19 protein-coding genes and 1 tRNA gene are annotated in these 18,054 nt (G+C 65.2%); 6 read left to right on the top strand and 14 right to left on the bottom strand.

What is annotated here, in order from left to right:
• Positions 1-71 precede the first annotated feature (71 nt).
• The 3 genes from phnE to C5B91_RS00720 form a co-directional block, all read right to left on the bottom strand.
• A complete protein-coding gene (gene phnE / locus C5B91_RS00710; protein ID WP_008091660.1) occupies positions 72-1,088 on the bottom strand; it encodes a phosphonate ABC transporter, permease protein PhnE in 1,017 nt (338 codons plus the stop codon).
• Positions 1,085-1,840, bottom strand: a complete 756-nt coding sequence (locus C5B91_RS00715; protein ID WP_008091661.1) for a phosphonate ABC transporter ATP-binding protein — start codon at positions 1,838-1,840, stop codon at positions 1,085-1,087. Before C5B91_RS00715 ends, phnE begins: the two co-directional genes overlap by 4 nt.
• Before the next feature lie 85 nt (positions 1,841-1,925).
• The gene (locus C5B91_RS00720; RefSeq protein WP_115818957.1) at positions 1,926-2,891 is read right to left on the bottom strand and encodes a phosphate/phosphite/phosphonate ABC transporter substrate-binding protein; all 966 of its coding nucleotides are present in this window, start codon (positions 2,889-2,891) and stop codon (positions 1,926-1,928) included.
• Positions 2,892-3,099: 208 nt separating this feature from the next.
• Between C5B91_RS00720 and hisH the strand changes: the two genes are divergently transcribed.
• The 6 genes from hisH (at position 3,100) to C5B91_RS00750 (ending at position 9,417) form a co-directional block, all read left to right on the top strand.
• Positions 3,100-3,759: an imidazole glycerol phosphate synthase subunit HisH gene (gene hisH, locus C5B91_RS00725; RefSeq protein ID WP_004973446.1), complete on the top strand. Its 660-nt coding sequence runs from the start codon at positions 3,100-3,102 to the stop codon at positions 3,757-3,759.
• Positions 3,760-3,813: 54 nt separating this feature from the next.
• Complete coding sequence (pheA, locus tag C5B91_RS00730) at positions 3,814-4,620, top strand: prephenate dehydratase (RefSeq protein ID WP_004973442.1); 807 nt, start codon at positions 3,814-3,816, stop codon at positions 4,618-4,620.
• A 96-nt stretch (positions 4,621-4,716) separates the two neighbouring features.
• The gene (gene hsp14, locus C5B91_RS00735; RefSeq protein ID WP_049968034.1) at positions 4,717-5,127 is read left to right on the top strand and encodes an archaeal heat shock protein Hsp14; all 411 of its coding nucleotides are present in this window, start codon (positions 4,717-4,719) and stop codon (positions 5,125-5,127) included.
• 116 nt (positions 5,128-5,243) lie between these two features.
• Positions 5,244-5,687: an archaeal heat shock protein Hsp14 gene (gene hsp14 / locus C5B91_RS00740; protein ID WP_008091664.1), complete on the top strand. Its 444-nt coding sequence runs from the start codon at positions 5,244-5,246 to the stop codon at positions 5,685-5,687.
• Between the two features lie 308 nt (positions 5,688-5,995).
• Positions 5,996-8,872 carry a leucine--tRNA ligase gene (gene leuS / locus C5B91_RS00745; protein ID WP_049968035.1) on the top strand — a complete coding sequence of 959 codons (2,877 nt, stop codon included), beginning with the start codon at positions 5,996-5,998 and terminating at the stop codon, positions 8,870-8,872.
• A gap of 326 nt (positions 8,873-9,198) precedes the next feature.
• Positions 9,199-9,417: a hypothetical protein gene (locus tag C5B91_RS00750; RefSeq protein ID WP_008091667.1), complete on the top strand. Its 219-nt coding sequence runs from the start codon at positions 9,199-9,201 to the stop codon at positions 9,415-9,417.
• A gap of 60 nt (positions 9,418-9,477) precedes the next feature.
• On the opposite strand, the gene C5B91_RS00755 is transcribed toward C5B91_RS00750, so the two are convergent.
• From C5B91_RS00755 to C5B91_RS00805, 11 genes are all read right to left on the bottom strand, one after another.
• Positions 9,478-10,473: an ornithine cyclodeaminase family protein gene (locus C5B91_RS00755; RefSeq protein WP_049968036.1), complete on the bottom strand. Its 996-nt coding sequence runs from the start codon at positions 10,471-10,473 to the stop codon at positions 9,478-9,480.
• A gap of 304 nt (positions 10,474-10,777) precedes the next feature.
• Positions 10,778-12,421, bottom strand: a complete 1,644-nt coding sequence (thsB, locus tag C5B91_RS00760; RefSeq protein ID WP_008091670.1) for a thermosome subunit beta — start codon at positions 12,419-12,421, stop codon at positions 10,778-10,780.
• Between the two features lie 215 nt (positions 12,422-12,636).
• Positions 12,637-13,029 carry a hypothetical protein gene (locus tag C5B91_RS00765; protein ID WP_049968037.1) on the bottom strand — a complete coding sequence of 131 codons (393 nt, stop codon included), beginning with the start codon at positions 13,027-13,029 and terminating at the stop codon, positions 12,637-12,639.
• Positions 13,030-13,083: 54 nt separating this feature from the next.
• Complete coding sequence (locus C5B91_RS00770; protein WP_008091674.1) at positions 13,084-13,266, bottom strand: hypothetical protein; 183 nt, start codon at positions 13,264-13,266, stop codon at positions 13,084-13,086.
• 443 nt (positions 13,267-13,709) lie between these two features.
• Positions 13,710-13,790, bottom strand: a tRNA-Ser gene (locus C5B91_RS00775).
• Between the two features lie 29 nt (positions 13,791-13,819).
• A complete protein-coding gene (locus C5B91_RS00780) occupies positions 13,820-14,026 on the bottom strand; it encodes a hypothetical protein (RefSeq protein WP_004973426.1) in 207 nt (68 codons plus the stop codon).
• A gap of 1 nt (position 14,027) precedes the next feature.
• Positions 14,028-14,414: a RidA family protein gene (locus C5B91_RS00785; protein ID WP_008091676.1), complete on the bottom strand. Its 387-nt coding sequence runs from the start codon at positions 14,412-14,414 to the stop codon at positions 14,028-14,030.
• A gap of 83 nt (positions 14,415-14,497) precedes the next feature.
• Entirely contained in the window at positions 14,498-14,704 is a 207-nt protein-coding gene (locus C5B91_RS00790) for a hypothetical protein (protein WP_008091679.1), read from the bottom strand.
• Positions 14,705-14,743: 39 nt separating this feature from the next.
• The gene (locus C5B91_RS00795) at positions 14,744-15,742 is read right to left on the bottom strand and encodes a cytochrome d ubiquinol oxidase subunit II (protein ID WP_115818958.1); all 999 of its coding nucleotides are present in this window, start codon (positions 15,740-15,742) and stop codon (positions 14,744-14,746) included.
• The gene (locus C5B91_RS00800; RefSeq protein ID WP_008091682.1) at positions 15,735-17,159 is read right to left on the bottom strand and encodes a cytochrome ubiquinol oxidase subunit I; all 1,425 of its coding nucleotides are present in this window, start codon (positions 17,157-17,159) and stop codon (positions 15,735-15,737) included. Before C5B91_RS00800 ends, C5B91_RS00795 begins: the two co-directional genes overlap by 8 nt.
• Before the next feature lie 239 nt (positions 17,160-17,398).
• Positions 17,399-18,040 carry a class I SAM-dependent methyltransferase gene (locus C5B91_RS00805; protein WP_049968038.1) on the bottom strand — a complete coding sequence of 214 codons (642 nt, stop codon included), beginning with the start codon at positions 18,038-18,040 and terminating at the stop codon, positions 17,399-17,401.
• Positions 18,041-18,054 lie beyond the last annotated feature (14 nt).

Here is an 18,054-nt window from a genome sequence, read left to right on the forward strand (position 1 = left end):
GTGTATAAGATAATACTTCGGGTGTTGATTCTCTATCCTACTTTAAGACCGAAGCGGCAGGCCGCGGATGCCTACTCCCAGATGGAGCGGGCCATCCGCTGGGGGAACTCGATGACGAGTTTGAGGACGCTCATACCCTCTTCTTCTTCGCCGCGGATGTACGAGCGAACGCGCTGGCTCACGAACTCGACGGAGACGACGAGCACGAAGATGACGAGAATCGTCGCCATCATGTTCGTGTACTTGAACAGGCTCCGCTGGGTCTGCAGGACGTAGCCGATACCGCCGCCGCCGATGAGCCCCATCGTGACGGCGATGCGCGTGTTGATTTCGAGGATGTACATCGTCCACGCGATGAAGGGCGTAAAGACCTGCGAGAGCATCCCGAAGACGACGGTCTGCCGGCGGTTCGCGCCGGTCGACTCGATGGCCTCTATCGGTCCGTCTTCGACCTCTTCGAGCGCGTCGGTAAACAGGCGGCCGAGGTTGCCCATCGTGTCGGTCCCGATGGCGAGCGTCGCCGTGAACGGCGAGACGCCGCCGAGCGGGATGTAGATGAGCGCCCAGACGAGCGCCGGGATGGCGCGGATGACGCTCATCGTGCCGCGGAAGATGAAGTTGAACGGGTAGGGCGTCACGCGCTCGGAGCCGAGGACGCCGAGGAGGAGCGCGCCGGGGATGCCGAGGACGGTTCCGGCGAAGCCCATCGCCAGCGTGACGATGGCCGCGCCGAACAGGTCCCGCTCCTGGATGAACTGCCAGTAGGAGCCGAAGTCGACGAACGGGAGACCGAACAGCGTCGTCCGCGGGAAGAAGTCCCCGAGCGCCTCCTGGAACTCGGGCCAGTAGTAGAGGATTTCTGCGACCGAGAAGCCGACCTCCGAGAGCGCCTCGAAGAAGAAGAAGCCGAAGACGACCGAGATGGCGAACGCCATTCCCCACTTGATGCGCTTCGTGAGGGTGAGGTCTCGGAGCGCGCGGTCGAGCGTCCCCGACCGGGCTTCGGTGCCGCCGTCGGTTCGCGCGTCGCGGGGTCGGTCCTCGCCGTTTCGCGAGCCCCCGTCCGAGGCCGCGTCGCCGCCGTTCATGCGCTCACCTCGGTCCCCTCGCGGATGTCCGCGGTCTGGACGTCGCCGTAGATGCGGTCGATGACGTCGACGGTCAGGTCCTCGCGGTAGCCGTCGAAGACGAGTTCTCCGTCGCGGAGCGCGAGGAACCGCTCGCCGAACTCGCGGGCGAGGTTCACTTGGTGGAGGCTCGCGAGCGTCGAGAGGTCGCGCTCCGCAGCCGCGCTCCGGATGTACCCCATCACCGTCTCGGCGCTGGCGGGGTCGAGGCTGGCGACGGGTTCGTCGGCCAAAAGCAGGTTCGGCCCCTGGACGAGCGCGCGGGCGATGCCGACGCGCTGTTGCTGGCCGCCGCTCATGCTCCGGGTCCGCTGGTTCGCTTGGTCGAGCAGTCCGACCGTCTCCAGCGCGCGGAGCGCCTCGAACTTGTCTTCCTCCGCGTGCCAGCCGACGAGACTACGGAAGAACGAGGTGCGGTTGAGCGCGCCGGTCAGCGCGTTGCCGTAGGCGCTGAGTTGTCCCAGCACGTAGTGTTGCTGGAAGATCATGGCCACGTCGTCGCGCGGGCCTTTGACCGGCTCGCCGTCGATTCGAATCTCGCCGGACGTCGGGTTCGTCAGGCCGTTCAGACAGCGAAGGAGCGTGGACTTTCCCGCCCCCGACTGCCCGAGGAGCACGGCGAACTCGCCGTCCTCGATGGTGAAAGAGACGTCGTCCAACGCCCGGACGTCGCCGAACGCTTTCGTGAGGTTACGTACTTCGATGGTACTCATAGTGTGTGGGCGGACTTCCCGCGTCTACGGTTCGTGGGCGCGGCACCGCCAAAATGATACTGCAATGGAATTGTTCGTGAGCTGATTACTGTCCGAGAGAGATTCCGAGCGTGTCGATGACGTTCTGAATCGGCTGGTAGTCCTCGACGGTCCCCGGCTCGACGCCGGTGAACCAGAGCTGTTGGTCCTCGCCGAGGTCCTCGTTGATGAGGTCGTCCTGCGTGACGCTCGTGAGCGCGTCCGTCATCGACGACTTCATCTCCGACTCCAGTTCGGAACGCACGATTATCGGCGCGCGGGGGATGGGGTCAGAGACCGCGAGCAGTTGGAGCTCGGGGTCCGCGGTTCCGAGGTCGCCGTCGTTCTCGGCGGAGGTGTCGAGGAACTGCTGGGGGAATTGGTCTTCCGGGACGTGCGGCGCGGTCGAGAACGCACCCGTGCCGGCGGCGACGACCTCGTCGCGGTTGACGAGCGTCTCGCGGGCGGTCGCGTGGTCGGACCACTGTCCGGTGAAGTCGACGGGCTCGCCGTCGGGGGCGTTGCCCGTGTCGAGGCCGGCCTGATTCAACATGTACAGCGGAAACAGCGACCCGCTCGTCGAGAGGCGGTCGGCGAACGCGATGGTCTCGCCTTCGAGGTCGGTGAGTTCCTCGATACCGCTGTCGGGCGTCGTCGTCATGATGGAGAAGTACTTCGCCGCGCCGTAGGCCACGCGGATACCCATGACCTCGGTGACGTCCTCGTTGCCGCCCTGAATGGCGATGGTCGGCGAGGAGTCGGCGAGGTCGGCCTGCCCGGACTTGAACGCCTGGTACACCGCGGCGTAGTCCGCGGCGACCGACGATTCGACCGTCACGTCGGCCTCGGATTCGAGGTACTCGAACAGCGGCTGATACTGCTGTTTGATGTCCACGTCCGATTCGGACGGCGTGAGGAGGAAGTTGACCGAGTCCGACCCACCCGTGACGCTGCCGATACACCCGCTCAACCCCGAAACGCCGAGCGCGCCGAGCGCGCCGGTCTGCTTGAGGAAACTCCGTCGGGAAGACATGTGATTCGTCAGAACACTCAGACACACTGAGGTTAAATCTTCCTATTCTTTCTCCGTATAGATACATAGATATAAAGTCATATTGCGTACTCTGTGAGTAAACATAGAACAGTCGGGCGATTTTGTGATGCCGGGTCGGTCCCGCGGTCATCGGGCGACCGTCGCCGCGACGGAAACTCACTTGCCTCCCGGTCTCGCACGTGTACGCATGAGCACGACACAGTCGCCCGAAGAGACCCTCGCCGACGTGGTGATGGTCGACTACGGGCTCGGAAACCTCCGGAGCGCCATGCGCGGGCTCGAACGCGCGGGGGCGAACGTCGTCGTCTCCGACGACCCGGCCGACTTCGACGACGCCGACGGCATCGTCCTCCCCGGCGTCGGCGCGTTCTCCGAGGGCATGGAGAACGCCGGCCCCTTCCGCGAACCGCTCGCCGAGGCCGCCGCCGACGGGACGCCCATCTTCGGTATCTGTCTCGGGATGCAGATGCTGCTTACCTCCTCCGAGGAGGCCGACCACGCGGGCGAGGGCGAAGTCGAGGGGCTCGACTTCATCCCCGGTCGCAACGTCCGCTTCGACGAGGGACAGAAGGTCCCGCACATGGGCTGGAACGAACTCAACGTCCGGCGCGACCACCCGCTCGTCGAGGGCGTCGACGGCGAGTACGCCTACTTCGTCCACTCGTACTACGCCGACCCCGACGACGAGGACGCGGTCGTCGCCTCGACCGACTACGGCGTGGAGTTCCCCGCGGTCGTCGCCAACGAGGAGGGAACCGTCTTCGGCACGCAGTTCCACCCCGAGAAGTCCGGCGAGACCGGGCTGACCATCCTCCGAAACTTCGTCGAGTTCTGTGCGGAGCGATAGGCCGAATCTGCCTGCCCCGACGGTCTTTTGTCGCCGCTTCGTGAAGGGGGTGGCATGCAGGCAGTCACGCTCGGCCCGGCGGGCACGTACTCCCATCGCGCCGCCCGCGCGGTCGCCGACGACGTCGCCTTCCGAGAATCGGTCACTTCTATCGTCCAAGCGGTCGCCGACGGGTCGTTCGAGCGCGGCGTCGTTCCCATCGAAAACAGCATCGAAGGGAGCGTCACCGAGAGCCTCGACGCCGTGGCGAACTCGGACGTGAGCGTCGTCCAGGAGATCGTCACGCCCATCCGCCACGCGCTGTTGGCCCAGAGCGCGAACTTCGACGTCGTCGCCAGCCACTCGCAGGCGCTCGCGCAGTGTCGGTCCTACCTCGAAGAGAACTACCCCGACGCGAAGCTCGAAGCCGTCGCCAGCACGGCCCGCGGCGTCGAACGCGCCCGCGCGGACCCGTCGGTCGCGGGCATCGGTCACCCCGACAACGTGGGTGACGACCTCGAAATCATCGCCGAGGACATCCAGGACCAGTCGTCGAACGCGACGCGGTTCCTCGTCATCGCGCCCGAGTCCGCCCGCTCGGACGCCGGCGGCAAGAGTTCGCTCGTCGTCTACCCCAACGCCAACTACCCCGGTCTCCTCTTGGAACTGCTCGAAGCGTTCGCCGAACGCGACATCAACCTCTCGCGCATCGAGTCGCGCCCGAGCGGCAACCGCCTCGGCGACTACCTGTTCCACATCGACGCCGACGCCGGCCTCTACGAAGAACGGATGCAGGAGGCGCTCGAAGAGGTCGAGGGCATCGCCCGCAACGGCTGGGTTCGCGTCCTCGGGTCGTACGACACGCGGCACGTGCTGTACTGAACACCCGCGGCCCGCGTTCCGCGGTCCGGCCGGACGCTCTCGATATGTGGGTCTGAGCACATCTTTCTTTGCCGTCGGCGACGTACTCGGACGCGTATGCAGCGAAACCCGTTCGACGAGATAGAAGACCTGTTCGACCGGATGGGCCGGTCGTTCGAGGAGTCCGGTATCGGTCGGTTCCAAGATATCTCCCTCGACGTCGTCGACGACGACGAGGCCATCGAGGTCGTCGCCGACCTCCCCGGCTTCGAGAAGGACGACCTCGACGTGAGCGTCAGCGGGCGGCGACTCACCATCGCGGCCGACCACGAGGAATCGTCGGAGGTCGACGACGACCAGTACGTCCGCCGCGAGCGGAGCCAGCGGTCCGTCTCCCGGACGATTACGCTCCCAGCCAAGGTCGTCCGCGACGAGGTGACGGCGTCGTACAAAAACGGCGTCCTGACCGTGACGCTCCCGAAGGCCGAACCCGCGGGCGACGACTCCACGCAGATCGACATCGAGTGATGCGGCTCATCTTTTGAATGCGGATGTTTCGGGGGCTGTAGCGTGCGAACTGCTATCCACGTTCCGGAAACGATTATCTCCTCAGACGGCGTCCATATGCCTCGGTGAAAACACACATGATGCGACGTACCAACCCCTTCGACGACTTCGAGGAACTGTTCGAGCGAATGTCCCGCCAGTTCGACGAGATGGGACGGCAGTTCGACCGCTCGGGCATGATGGCGCAGGTCCGCCACGAGATGGCCATCGACGTCACCGACCACGACGGCGAAATCGTCGTCACCATCGACCTCCCGGGCTACGAGAAAGAAGACATCTCCCTGTCGGTCGCCAACCGCACGCTGACGGTCGACGCGACGCGCGAACTCGACGAGGAACGCGCCGACGGCGAGTATCTCCGCCGCGAGCGCCGCCACGAGTCCGCCCGTCGCACGATTCGCCTCCCCGAGTCGGTCGACGAGGACGGCGCGTCCGCCGGCTACCACAACGGCGTCCTGACGGTCACCCTCCCCAAGCGCGACGTCGAACCCGACGACTCCCGCCGCATCGACATCGACTGAGCCGGCGTCGCCGCCCGCGATAGTCCCCGACGCGCCGCCCGCGACAGGCTCTCTCTTGGCGGGTCGTTCGCCGCTTTCGTTCCCGCTTTCGCTTCTTTGCCCGCCCGCCCGTCGGCGCGTTGCGGTCGCGATTTGCGTCGTCAGTTCTGTACTGGTCTCGATTCTGGCGAAACGAGGCCCCGACGCCGTTTCTCGGCCAGTCTCTCCCGTTCGTCTCGTGCCATCGTGTGGCAACATCTGCCGCAATCAGACAGCCACACAAGTCGAGTATAGGAGTTATTTTAGGCCGGGGTACCACTACCACGGATATGGACTACGACCCGCAGGAACTCGAAGCGCGTTGGCGGGAGCGCTGGTCCGAGACCGGCCGATACGAGGCCGACCCGGACGCAGACGCCGACGACGCGACGTTCGTGACGGTGCCCTATCCGTACCCCAGCGGCGGGATGCACATCGGGCACGCGCGGACGTACACCGTTCCCGACGTGTACGCTCGCTACCGACGACAGCAGGGCGACAACGTCCTGTTTCCCATCGCGTGGCACGTCACCGGAACCCCCATCATCGGCGCGGTCGAGCGCCTGAAAAACCGCGAGGAGAAACAGCTCTCGGTTCTGACCGACACCTACAACGTCCCCGAGGACACGCTTTCGGACCTCGAATCGCCCATGGGCTGGGCGCGGTACTTCATCGAGGAACACTACAAGAAGGGGATGCAGTCGCTCGGTCTGTCGGTTGACTGGCGGCGCGAGTTCACCACGAACAACGAGCGCTACTCGAAGTTCGTCGAGTGGCAGTACCGGACGCTCCGCGAGCGCGGGCGACTGGAGAAGGGCCTTCACCCCGTCAAGTTCTGTACGAACGAGGAACAGCCGGTCACGACCCACGACCTGCTCGAAGGCGAGAACGCGGAGTTCCAGGAGTACACGCTGGTCCGCTTCGGCTGGGAGCGAGCCGGCGGCGACGTGGTCGTCCCGATGGCGACCCTGCGCCCAGAGACGGTCCGCGGCGTGACGAACGCCTACATCGACCCCGAGGCGACCTACGTGGTCGCCGAGGTCGACGGCGAGACGTGGTTCGTCTCCGAGTACGCGGCCGACAAACTCGAATATCAGGCCCGCGACGTGGAGATTCTCGAAACCGTCGAGGGTGCCGAACTCGTCGGCCAGACGGTCGAAAACCCCGTCACCGGCGACGACGTGCTCGTCCTGCCGGCCGACTTCGTCGACGCCGACAACGCGACGGGCGTCGTCATGTCCGTGCCGGCCCACAGCCCCGACGACTACGTGGCGCTGCAGGAGGCCAAGGCCGACGCCGACTACCTCGAATCGTTCGGCATCGACCCCGCCGACGTGGCCGACATCGAACCGATTCCGATTCTCGACATCGACTCCGAGGACGACACGTACGGCGAGATTCCCGCGAAGTCGGCCGTCGAGAACCGCGGAATCGAATCCTCTGACGACCCGGCCCTCGAAAAGGCGACGAAGGACCTCTACAACAAGGAGTTCCACGCGGGTCGCCTCAAGGAGTTCTACGGCGACTACGCCGGCGGCCTCGTCGAAGAGGTCCGCGACGACTACAAGGCCGACGGCATCGAGGCCGGCCAGTTCGACGTGATGCAGGAGTTCTCCGAGGAGGTCGTCTGCCGCTGTGGCGGCGACGTCGTCGTCGCCGAACAGGACACGTGGTTCCTCTCGTACGACGACGAGGACTGGAAGCGACTCGCCCACGACGTGGCCGACGGGCTGGACGCCATCCCCGAGAACACCCGTGACGAGTACCACCACACCATCGACTGGCTCAACGGGTGGCCGTGTATCCGCAACTACGGCCTCGGCACCCGCCTGCCGTGGGACGACCAGTTCGTCATCGAGCCCCTCTCGGACTCGACCATCTACATGGCGTACTACACTATCGCCCACCGCCTGCAGGAGATTCCGACCGAGGAACTCACGCAGGACTTCTTCGACGCGCTGTTCTACGGGGCCGACGCGGTCGACGACGCCCCCGAGAAAGCGCTCGAACTGCGCGAGGAGTGGGACTACTGGTACCCCGTCGACTACCGGTTCTCCGGTAACGACCTCATCACGAACCACCTGACGTTCTACCAGTTCCACCACGGCGAACTGTTCGACGAGCCGCAGTGGCCCCAGGGAATCGTCATCATGGGCATGGGCCTGCTCGAAGGCCAGAAGATGTCGTCCTCGAAGGGTCACGTCGTCCTCCCCGGCGAGGCCATCGGCGAGTACGGCGCGGACACCGTCCGCTTCTTCCTGCTCAACTCCGCGGAGCCGTGGCAGGACTACGACTGGCGCGACGACCTCGTCGGCTCGGTTCACGACCAGCTCGAACGGTTCTGGAACCGCGCGCAGGAGATTATCGCCGACCCCGGACCGGACGAGCGGCCCGAACTGGAGACGGTCGACCGCTGGCTCCTGTCGAAGCTGCAGGACACCGTCCGCGACGTGACGACCGGGATGGACGAGTCCGAGACGCGCTCGGCCAGTCAGGCGGCGTTCTACAACTTCGAGGAGTCGCTGCGGTGGTACCGCCGCCGGACCGACCTCGACCGCCCCGCGGCGAAGTGGACGCTCCGGACGGTCCTCGAAACCCGCCTGCGCCTGCTCGCGCCGTTCATCCCGTTCATGACGAACGAGCTGCACGAGCAGTTGACCGGCACGCCCGCCGAGGACGCGCCGTGGCCCGAACCGGACGCCGAGTTCGAAGACGAGTCGGTCGAACTCGAAGAGCGACAGGTCGAACGCCTGACCGAGGACGTGCGCGACATCATCGACGTGACCGACTCCGACCCCGACACCATCCGGGTCTACGTCGCCGCCGACTGGAAGCGCGACGTGTTCGAGACGGTCGTCGACAACGGCGACAACGTCGGCGCAATCATGGGACAGGTCATGCAGGACCCCGACCTCCGCGAGAAGGGCAACGACGTGAACGACCTCGTGCAGGACCTCGTCGACCAGACCCGCGGGCGCGACGAATCGACGCTCCGCGCGCAGCTCGAACTGGACGAGGCCGGCACCTACGAGCGCGCCGCCGACTTCCTCGCTCGCGAGTTCGACGCCGACGTCGAGGTGTTCGCCGAGGACGACCCCGACATCGTCGACCCCGCCGACCGCGCCTCGAAAGCGATTCCGTTCCGCCCCGCGGTCCACCTCGAATAGCCGGGCGCGCCGCGGCACGACCGAATTCTATTTTTCAGCGCTGATATGCAGCTACGAGCACTGCTAAAAACGCCCACTGAGCCGAGTATCTGGGCGCTCCCCTAGATTTACGGTATCACATGCGATAATTAACACATGCTGTGCGAGGCATGCGAAGTCGAGATGTATCGCGTGGACGACGAAAAGCGGACCGACCTCGAAGACAGGCGGACCTACGAGTGCCCCGACTGCGGCGCGACCGAAGAGCGGGCGAAGTACCGACATTGGTGAGGTCGACCCCGCGGTCCGGCGTTCGGTTTATCGTCTCGCCGAACTAACACTATTTCATGAGCGAAGACGACTCGCTGAGCCTCGCACAGAAGGCCTACCACACCGTTACGCCGGGGACTCGACCGCGGGCGAACAGCGAGATGGACTCCATCGGGTGGACGATGTTTCTCATCCTCGTCGTCCTGATGGTTCCGTTCTTGCCCTTCATCGCCATCGTCTACGTGCTCTCGAAGGTGTTCGGCTACCTCAACGCACAGCGAGGGCCGAGCCCGTAGCACGGGGCGTCGGACCGCAAAAGAGAACGGTGAATGCCAGCAGCGTCGGGTCGGGCGACCTTACTCGGCGAGACCGAGGAGGTCGAACGCGTAGCCGTTGTCGTTCTCGAACGCGTGCTCGTAGGCGACGTGGGCCGCCGCGACGTCCTGAATCGCGAGCCCCGTCGAGTCGAAGACGCTGATGCCGTCGGCGTCGGTGCGGCCGTCGAGGTTCCCGAGGACGATGTCGCCGATTGCGCCGTAGATGTCGTCGTCGGTGAGGACGCCCTGATTGTACGGGACGTTGATTTCGCCGGAGTGGGTGGTCTGGGCGTGGTCGTCGATGACGAGCTTGGCGTCCAAGAGCACCTCGTCTGCGAGTTCGTGTTTGCCCTCGGCGTCGGCACCCATCGCGTTGATGTGGGTGTGGTCGCCGACCGCGTCGCGCGGGACGATGGGCGACTCGACGGGCGTCACGGTCGACAGCACGTCACAGCCGGCGGCCTCCTCGATGGAGCCCGCACGGATGTCGAACTGGTCTTCGAAGGCGTCGATGAAGTCGGCGACGCGCTCCTCGTCGAGGTCGGAGATGACGACTTCCTCGATGTCGCGGACCTCGCTGATGGCGCGAAGCTGCGTGTACGACTGGACGCCCGCGCCGATGATGCCCATCGAGGAGGCGTCCTCGACGGCGAGGTAGTCGGTGGCGACGGCCGCGGCCGCGCCGGTGCGGAGCATCGTGAGCTCCGTCCCGTCGAGGAGCGCCAGCGGGAAGGCGTTCTCGGGGTCGGAGTAAATCATCGTGCCCATGACCGTGGGCAGGTCGTACTTGTCGCCGTTGTCGGGGTGGACGTTGACCCACTTGATGCCCGCGGCGTCCCAGTCGCCCGCGTCCAGGTAGGCGGGCATCGACCGGAAGTCGCCGTTGTACTGCGGCAGGTCGATGTAGGACTTCGGCGGCATCTGGGCGTCGCCGGACTCGTAGGCGGCGAAGGCGTCCTCGATGGCCGAGATGAGCTCCGGCATCTGGACGTTCTCGTGAACGTCGTCCTTGTTCAACAGCAGCGTCTTGCGCATAGAGACACGTTGCCGTACCTGCTACTTAGTTCGTTCCATTTCTGAACACAACTGCAAGTGTAACTTGGAAAGTGAGATAATTATCCAACTTCTAAGCAGTCGGTGGCGCCACGTGGTCGGCGCTCGTCCGCCCGTCGGGGAGCGGTGCAATGACGCTCGTCGGTTGGTCTCCGCCGCGTGCCGTCGTTCGAACGGTCCAGCCGCGGCTCATCGGAGGTTCGACAGCCGTCTTCGTCAAAAAGTGAGAGATTCGTCGCGCGGTGCAGGCGTCGGGTGATGGGGGTGTGAAGTCGTTAGCCGATCTTCACATCGCGCCGCCCATACCGCCCATGCCGCCCATGCCACCCATGCCGCCGGGTGCGCCGCCCTCTTCGTCGTCGTCGCCGCCGGTGGAGAGGTCACCGGCCGCGATGATGTCGTCTATCTTGAGGACGAGGTTCGCGGCTTCGGAGGCGGAGGCGACGGCCTGCTCTTTCGCGTGAGCCGTCTCGACGACGCCCGCGTCGAACGCGTCTTCGACCTCGCCGGTGAAGACGTTCAGACCGGCGCGGACCTGACCTTCTTCGTGGGCCGCGCGGAGGTCGACGAGCGTGTCGATGGAGTCGAGACCGGCGTTCTCCGCGAGGACGCGCGGGACGAGTTCGAGCGCGTCGGCGAACGCCTCGACCGCGAGCTGCTCGCGGCCGGAGACGGAATCGGCGTAGTTGCGGAGGCGCGAGGCGAGTTCGACCTCGATAGCGCCGCCGCCGGCGAGCACCCGACCGTCGGCGACCGTCGACGCGACGACGTCGAGGGCGTCCTGAACGCCGCGTTCGAGTTCGTCGACGACGTGGTCGGTGGAGCCGCGGAGCAGGAGCGTGACGCCGTGGACGTCGTCGCCGATGCCCTCGACGTAGAACAGCTCGTCGGCCTCGTCGCGGCGGATGGAGGCGCGACCGAGGTCGGCGGCCTCGATGGAGTCGAGGTCGGAGACGACCGCCGCACCGGTGATGTTCTTGAGGAAGCGGATGTCGGACTTCTTCGTCCGGCGGACCGCGAGGATGCCCTGCTTTGCGAGGTAGTGCTGTGCGAGGTCGTCGATGCCCTTCTGGCAGAAGACCACGTCAGCGCCGGAGTCGACGATCTGGTCGACCTTCGCCTTCAGCTGAGCCTCCTCCTGGTCGAGGAACTTCTGGAGCTGGTCGGGGCTCTCGATGGAGACGTTCGTGTCGATGTCGGTCTCCTCGACCTCGACGGGCTCGTTGAGCAGCAGCACGTCGGCCTCGTCGAACTGGACCGGCATGTCGTCGTGGACGGGGTCCTTGTCGATGACGGCACCGGTGAGGAGCTCGGACTCGGACGCCGAGCGACCGGTCTGCGTCTCGATGGAGATGTTCTCGAGGTCGACGACGTGGGAGCCATCGTTGGCTTCGACGGTGACCTGTCGGACGGCGCGGACGATGAGGTCCGCGAGAAGCTCCTTGTTGAGCTCGGAGCTCTTGCCCGTCATGGAGGTCTCAGCGACCTTCTTCAGGAGTTCCTCGTCGTCGGGGTCGACGCGCTCTGCGATGTCGTCGATCTCCTCGCGCGCCTTCTCGGAGGCGAGGTTGAAGCCGCGGATGATGGCCGTCGGGTGGATGTCCTGTTCGAGGAGGTCCTCGGCGTTCTTCAGAAGTTCACCCGCGATGGCGACCGCCGTCGTCGTTCCGTCGCCGGCTTCGTCCTCCTGCGTCTCGGCGACCTCGACGATCATCTCGGCCGTCGGGTTGTCGATGTCCATCTCCTTGAGGATGGTGACACCGTCGTTCGTGATGGTGACGTCGCCCATCGAGTCGACGAGCATCTTGTCCATCCCCTTCGGGCCGAGTGTGGAACGTACCGCCTCGGCGACTGCTCGTGCGGCGCGGATGTTGTACGCCTGCGCGTCGCGGTCCTTGACGCGCTGTGCATCCTCGCCCATGATGATCATCGGCTGACCCTGCTGCATTCGCTGGCTCATAGACAGGCCTTGATTGTTTGTGATTCTATAAAAAGGCTTCGCCGACGAATCGAGCACTGAACTCCGCGCGTTCGCCGCGTTATCCCGGTTACCGTGCGACAGATGCGTCCTCTCGGGTGTTCGGGGATTTACTGTGGTACGTCATTTCACACCACAATTCTGTCCCGGCCGAGCCTCTTTATACGCTATTCTTCGACCGGCTCTTTCCAGTGGACCGTCACCGTTCCGACGGCGAACGCGTCGTCGCCGCCGTCGTCGCGGACGACTCGGATGGTGTTCGAGCCCTCGACGAGGCTCGCGCCGGTCACGGTGTCGACCCAGTACTGCCAGCCGTCGCTCGGCGGGATGTCGAACCCCGAAAGCGAGTCGCCGTTGATTTGAATCTCGTGGCCGTACTCGCCCACGTCGAACGCCTGGATACCGAGGTACGGCTCTCGCGGGTCGTCGGTCGGGACGTCGAACTCGAACGTCGCCGTCTCGTTTCCGGCGTCGTCCGCCCAGTCGAGGTCCAGCGTCTCTCCTTCGGGGTGGAGGTGCGACCCGATAAACACGGTCGCGTAGTTCGCGCGGTGGTGCACGCTCACACATTCTGCTGCGCCGGATAAAAATTCGCGTGGTCGGCGGTCGCGCCGTCAGTCGTCGTCGGGGAGTTCGTCCGCGAGGAACTCGCCGTCGGTGTCGTCGTTCGCGGCGTCGAGCGGGGGCTCGTCGTCGTCTCCGTCTAACACCGATAACTCTCGTTCGTACAGCCGCTCGGTGAGCTGGGTCCGCTTGTTGAGGCCCTTCTTCTCGCGGCCGGTCTTGGTGTCAGGCATTGTCAATCGTGGTATCGTATCCCATGGGGATGAATGTTTTGTCCGAACAGTTGATACGGTCGCTTCTGTGGCGGTGCCGTAGGTTGGGTCTGTGGTCGTGCCTCGGGTCGCGTCGAACTGGGGGTGCCCTGCCAGTTTCGACGTAAGTGGTCCTTGGCGGGCGGGGCGATAGACTTCGGCGACGGTTCTCGTCGGCCGGCGATTGAGAGAGAAGCTATGTGCTTCGGGCGCGAACGGCGGGGGTTTGGGTTGGTGTTTTCGGCGGGGGTTTGGGTCGCAGATGTGGCTTTGCAGAGAAGCGCCAGAAGAGGGATTTAAATCTCAGTCACTCCGCTCACTCTGTTCGCTTCGCTCCCTGGTTCAAATCCTCAGAGGCGTTCTCCCGAACTCGCAGTCCGCAGCGCGACGAGACGCGCTGCTACGTGAGTTGAGTTCGGAAGAAGCGCCAGGAGAGGGATTTGAACCCCCGATCCCAGAGGGAACACGCTTTCCAGGCGTGCGCCTTACCGCTCGGCCATCCTGGCTTACAACGCAACGTTCCCGCCTAGATAATTTAAGCCCTTCCTTTCCGTTCGAGTCGCGGTTCGATGACGTATGTCACGGACCCAACGGCGACGCCGGACGCGACCGCCACCGCGGCGACCGCCCCGAACGACACGTCGATGCCGAGTCCGAGGAGGACCGCGCCCTGCGCGAGGACGCCCACGAGGAGGAGGCTCGCTGCGCCCCACGCGAGCGCGGACCGGACGCGGCGGGCCACGTTACTCCTCGTCGACGACGGCGACGGCCTCGATTTCGACGCCGACGCCCTTCGGCAGGTTGCCGACCTCGACCGCCGAGCGGGCCGGCGGCTCCTCGTCGAAGTAGGTCGCGTACGTCTCGTTCATCTCCTCGAAGTCGTCGATGTCGGCGAGGAACACCGTCGTCTTCAGCACGTCGCTCGCGTCCGCGCCGGCCTCCGCGAGGATGGCCATCACGTTGTCGAGCGACTGCGTCGTCTGCGTCGCGATGTCCTCGTCGTCGAGGAGTTCACCGTCCGGCGTCAGCGGAATCTGCCCCGCCGTGTAGAGCAGCGAGCCGTTGGTCGTCGCCTGACTGTACGCACCGACCGCGGCCGGCGCTTCGTCGGTCTCGATGACGCGCTTCATACGCGGTGGATTTCGCCACGACGTGATAAAATAGGGTGGAACGACCGGGTCCGCGGCGGGGCGAGCCGGTCGCAGCCCGTCAGTTAGACCGACTTCCCGGAGAGGCTGATGCCGGTCGTGAGGACGCCCGAAGCGAACAACAGTCCCATCCCGAGGGCGGTGACCACGTCGCCGTCTTGGAGTGCGAACCCCGCGACGGCGACGCTGACGGCGACCAGTCCGAGGCCGAGGAGGGTCAGCGGTTTCGTGAGCGATTCGGTGGTTGGGGTTGTGTTGGGGAGCGTAGCCATGGGTGGATTGGTTGTGGGGGAAGGGTCGATTGCAGTCGGTCAGGAGTACGATTCGCCGGTTTCGATTGGCCCGCTGAACGTCGAGTAGAGGATGCCGAAGTAGGCGAACACGAGCGGCAACAACAGCGCCGACGCGACGCTCATAATGTTCAGCGGGAGCACCGAGACGATGGCGTCCGCGACGGTCAATCCGGTCGCGGGGTCGGCCAAGGGGAACATGAGCGTCGCCACGAGCGCGACGAACGCGAACACGAGGACCGGCACGGTCGCGAACGCGAGCGTGTAGCGCCCGTCGCGGAGCGCGAGCAGGTAGCCCGCCGCGGCAGCGAGGCTGACGACGACGAGCGCCAGCGGAATCGGCGCGAGGACGCCGAGGTCGGGGCGGACGGCGACGAGGTAGCCGAGCGTGACGACGACGAGCGCGAGGTAGGCGGCCATCGCGCGCGGGCCGTAGTCGGCCACGTCGCGCTGGAGGCTCCCGCGGGTCTTCATGGCGAGGAAGCCGACGCCGGCGACGACGGTGAGCGCGACGACGGCGAGGCCGACGACGACGCCGGGCAGCGACAGGAGCGACTCGACGCCGAGGAGCCAGTGGGCGACGAACACGCCGAGGAGGAACGGCGCGCTCACGCTGCCGACGACGAATGCCCGACCCCACCACGTCTGCCACGCCTCGTCGTGGCGCTGTTCGTACATCTCGGGGGCGAGCCCGCGGAGGATGAGCGCCCCGAGGATGGCGAACATGAGCAGGTAGTGGCGGCTGAAGAGGTTCGCGTACACCGCCGGGAACGCGGCGAACAGCGCGCCACCGAAGACGACGAGCCACACCTCGTTGCCGTCCCAGAAGGGGCCGATGGCGGCGAGCAGCGTCTCGCGCTCCTCGTCGTCGTCGCGGGTCGCGAAGATGGCCCCGACGCCGAAGTCGAAACCGTCGAGGAACAGGAACATCCCGAGGATGAAGAAGACGAGCCCGAACCACAGCTCCTGCAGCGGCAGGCCGAAGAGCGGGTCGGTGGCGAACGCGCCGTAGTCAGTCATCGCCGGTCACCCCCGCGGGGGAAGCGGTCTCCGCGCCCGCCGCCGTCTCGTCGACGCTCGGCGGTCCCTCGCGGATGATGCGGCGAATCACGTAGGTGTAGAGCGCGAGCAGGCCGGAGTACACGACCGCGAAGCCGACGAGCGTGAGCGTCGCCTCGAAGCCGGTGAGCCCCGGTGAGACGCCGTCTGCCGTCTTGAGGACGCCCTGGATGACCCACGGCTGTCGGCCCACCTCGGTGACTATCCAGCCGACCTCGACGGCGAAGATGCCGAGGAGCGACGACCCGACGAACGCCTTGTGCAACAGGTCGTCGTCGTACAGGTCGTCGGTCCACCAGCGGTAGGCCGCCCAGAAGGCCAACAGGATGAACCAGAAGCCGGCGGCGACCATGAGCCGGAACGACCAGAAGACGATTGCGACCGGCGGGGCCTCCGTGTCGAACTCGTTCAAGCCGGTGATTTCGGCTTGGGGGTCACCCCCGCTCGCCAGCCACGACGCCCCGCCGGGAATCCCGATGCCGAGCAGTTCCTTGGCGCGCGGGTCGGTGATGTGTTCGAGGCTCGTCGGGATGGCGAAGATGTACTCCGGGACGTAGCTGTCGGTCTCCCAGACGGCCTCCATGGCGGCGAACTTCTGCGGCTGGGTCTCGTAGACGTGGCGGCCGTAGGCGTCGCCGTGAATCGCCTGAAACGGTGCGGTCACGAGCAGGACGACGAGCGCGATTTTGAGCGTCTTCCGCCAGAAGCGCGCGCCCTCGCGGTCGTCGTCGGCGTCGATGCCGCGCTGCCAGACGTGGTACGCCGCGACGCCGGCCATGAACAGCGCGACCGACAGCACCGCGGCGTTCTGCATGTGGACGAACATCCACGGGAACCGCGGGTTGGCGTACGCCGCGATGGGGTCGACGAGCGAGACGACGAGCTGGCCGCTTTCGCGCGCGAGTTCGTATCCTCGCGGCGTCTGCATCCAGGAGTTGGCGACGAGAATCCACACCGCCGAGAGCCACGTACCGAGGCCGACGGCGACGGCCGAAACCATGTACAGGGCGTCCGAGACCTTCTCGCGGCCGAAGACGAACACCCCGAGGAACGTCGCTTCGAGCATGAACGCCATCATCCCCTCGGTGGCGAGCGGGCCGCCGAACAGCTCGCCGGCCGCCGTCGAGAACGCCGCGAAGTTCGTCCCGAACTCGAACTCGAGGACGATGCCGGTCACGGTGCCGACGACGAACGAGACGGCGAAAATCTTCGTCCAGAACCGCCTGAGCTGTTCGTACACGGGGTCGTCGGTTCGGATATCCTTCCACGTGAAGTAGATGAGGAAGGGCGCGAGGCCCATGCTCATCACCGGGAAGATGATGTGGACGATGGTCGTGAGCGCGAACTGCAGCCGACTGGCGATGACTGGGTCGAGCATGGTTGGGTGCGGGGTCGCTGGCGCCGAGGCGAACCGGGAAGCGGGGACTTCCTTGTTAAAGGCCTTCGTATTGGGGGAGAGTCAATCCCCGCATGCTTCCCACGAACTGAAAATCATCGTAGGCGGGGTCTCCCGCCCGAATTCGACATAATCGTCCGGGTAGAAACGCGGAGCTCTGTTGAAATCCTCAGACCGTGACAGGAAGTGCGCGCAACATACAAGATGAGTTCAGCACACACTCATCGGGTGGCGATGATGACACCGACCGAATCAGTGATAATCTCGACATCGGCGAGCGTGAAGCCTGCACCTGCGAGGAGATTAGCGATGGTTCCCATCGATGGCAGTGTCTCGTAATCGCTTGGGGACTGCACCGGCCCGAAGTGCATCTTGTCGGCCACGACCATGCAACGCGGATTCAACGCCGTGAGTCCGTCGATGGCAGCGCGTAATTCGTCCTCACCACCCTCGTTGTAGGCCATGTACAGAGCGTAGCTCGCAACGACGACATCCACCGGTTCCTCAACGTTCGGTTCACGAAACGACCCGCGGTCAAACGAGACGTTCTCGATACTGCGACGCTCAGCCTTCTCACGAGCGTATCGGAGCCACTCGTCGTAGATGTCCTGTCCTAACACGTGGTCACACTTCGACGCAAGTTCGAGCGCGACGATACCTGTGCCCGTACCGATATCGACTACGGTATCATCGCCCTCGATGGGTGCGTGCGTGAGGAAATAGGACAGACACCTCTGGTACACCTCGTCTGCCTCGCAGTCCGCATCGTAGTCCATCGGGGTGTAGCCGTCATACTCGTGTTCCGTGCTGGCCATCGGTACGTCGAATAGGATGTACTGGGAGATAAGGGTCTCAAGAATCATCCCTGACACGTACG

Origin of the sequence: Haloferax sp. Atlit-10N (genome assembly GCF_003586325.1) — an archaeon.
In the GTDB taxonomy this organism is placed as follows: Archaea; Halobacteriota; Halobacteria; order Halobacteriales; family Haloferacaceae; genus Haloferax; species Haloferax prahovense.

What these genes read in the sequence shown, in the direction of transcription:
- phnE (WP_008091660.1), bottom strand. Translation starts at nt 1,088, where the DNA reads ATGAACGGCGGCGACGCGGCCTCGGACGGGGGCTCGCGAAACGGCGAG.
- C5B91_RS00715 (WP_008091661.1), bottom strand. Translation starts at nt 1,840, where the DNA reads ATGAGTACCATCGAAGTACGTAACCTCACGAAAGCGTTCGGCGACGTC.
- C5B91_RS00720 (WP_115818957.1), bottom strand. Translation starts at nt 2,891, where the DNA reads ATGTCTTCCCGACGGAGTTTCCTCAAGCAGACCGGCGCGCTCGGCGCG.
- hisH (WP_004973446.1), top strand. Translation starts at nt 3,100, where the DNA reads ATGAGCACGACACAGTCGCCCGAAGAGACCCTCGCCGACGTGGTGATG.
- pheA (WP_004973442.1), top strand. Translation starts at nt 3,814, where the DNA reads ATGCAGGCAGTCACGCTCGGCCCGGCGGGCACGTACTCCCATCGCGCC.
- hsp14 (WP_049968034.1), top strand. Translation starts at nt 4,717, where the DNA reads ATGCAGCGAAACCCGTTCGACGAGATAGAAGACCTGTTCGACCGGATG.
- hsp14 (WP_008091664.1), top strand. Translation starts at nt 5,244, where the DNA reads ATGATGCGACGTACCAACCCCTTCGACGACTTCGAGGAACTGTTCGAG.
- leuS (WP_049968035.1), top strand. Translation starts at nt 5,996, where the DNA reads ATGGACTACGACCCGCAGGAACTCGAAGCGCGTTGGCGGGAGCGCTGG.
- C5B91_RS00750 (WP_008091667.1), top strand. Translation starts at nt 9,199, where the DNA reads ATGAGCGAAGACGACTCGCTGAGCCTCGCACAGAAGGCCTACCACACC.
- C5B91_RS00755 (WP_049968036.1), bottom strand. Translation starts at nt 10,473, where the DNA reads ATGCGCAAGACGCTGCTGTTGAACAAGGACGACGTTCACGAGAACGTC.
- thsB (WP_008091670.1), bottom strand. Translation starts at nt 12,421, where the DNA reads ATGATCATCATGGGCGAGGATGCACAGCGCGTCAAGGACCGCGACGCG.
- C5B91_RS00770 (WP_008091674.1), bottom strand. Translation starts at nt 13,266, where the DNA reads ATGCCTGACACCAAGACCGGCCGCGAGAAGAAGGGCCTCAACAAGCGG.
- C5B91_RS00785 (WP_008091676.1), bottom strand. Translation starts at nt 14,414, where the DNA reads ATGAAGCGCGTCATCGAGACCGACGAAGCGCCGGCCGCGGTCGGTGCG.
- C5B91_RS00790 (WP_008091679.1), bottom strand. Translation starts at nt 14,704, where the DNA reads ATGGCTACGCTCCCCAACACAACCCCAACCACCGAATCGCTCACGAAA.
- C5B91_RS00795 (WP_115818958.1), bottom strand. Translation starts at nt 15,742, where the DNA reads ATGACTGACTACGGCGCGTTCGCCACCGACCCGCTCTTCGGCCTGCCG.
- C5B91_RS00800 (WP_008091682.1), bottom strand. Translation starts at nt 17,159, where the DNA reads ATGCTCGACCCAGTCATCGCCAGTCGGCTGCAGTTCGCGCTCACGACC.
- C5B91_RS00805 (WP_049968038.1), bottom strand. Translation starts at nt 18,040, where the DNA reads ATGATTCTTGAGACCCTTATCTCCCAGTACATCCTATTCGACGTACCG.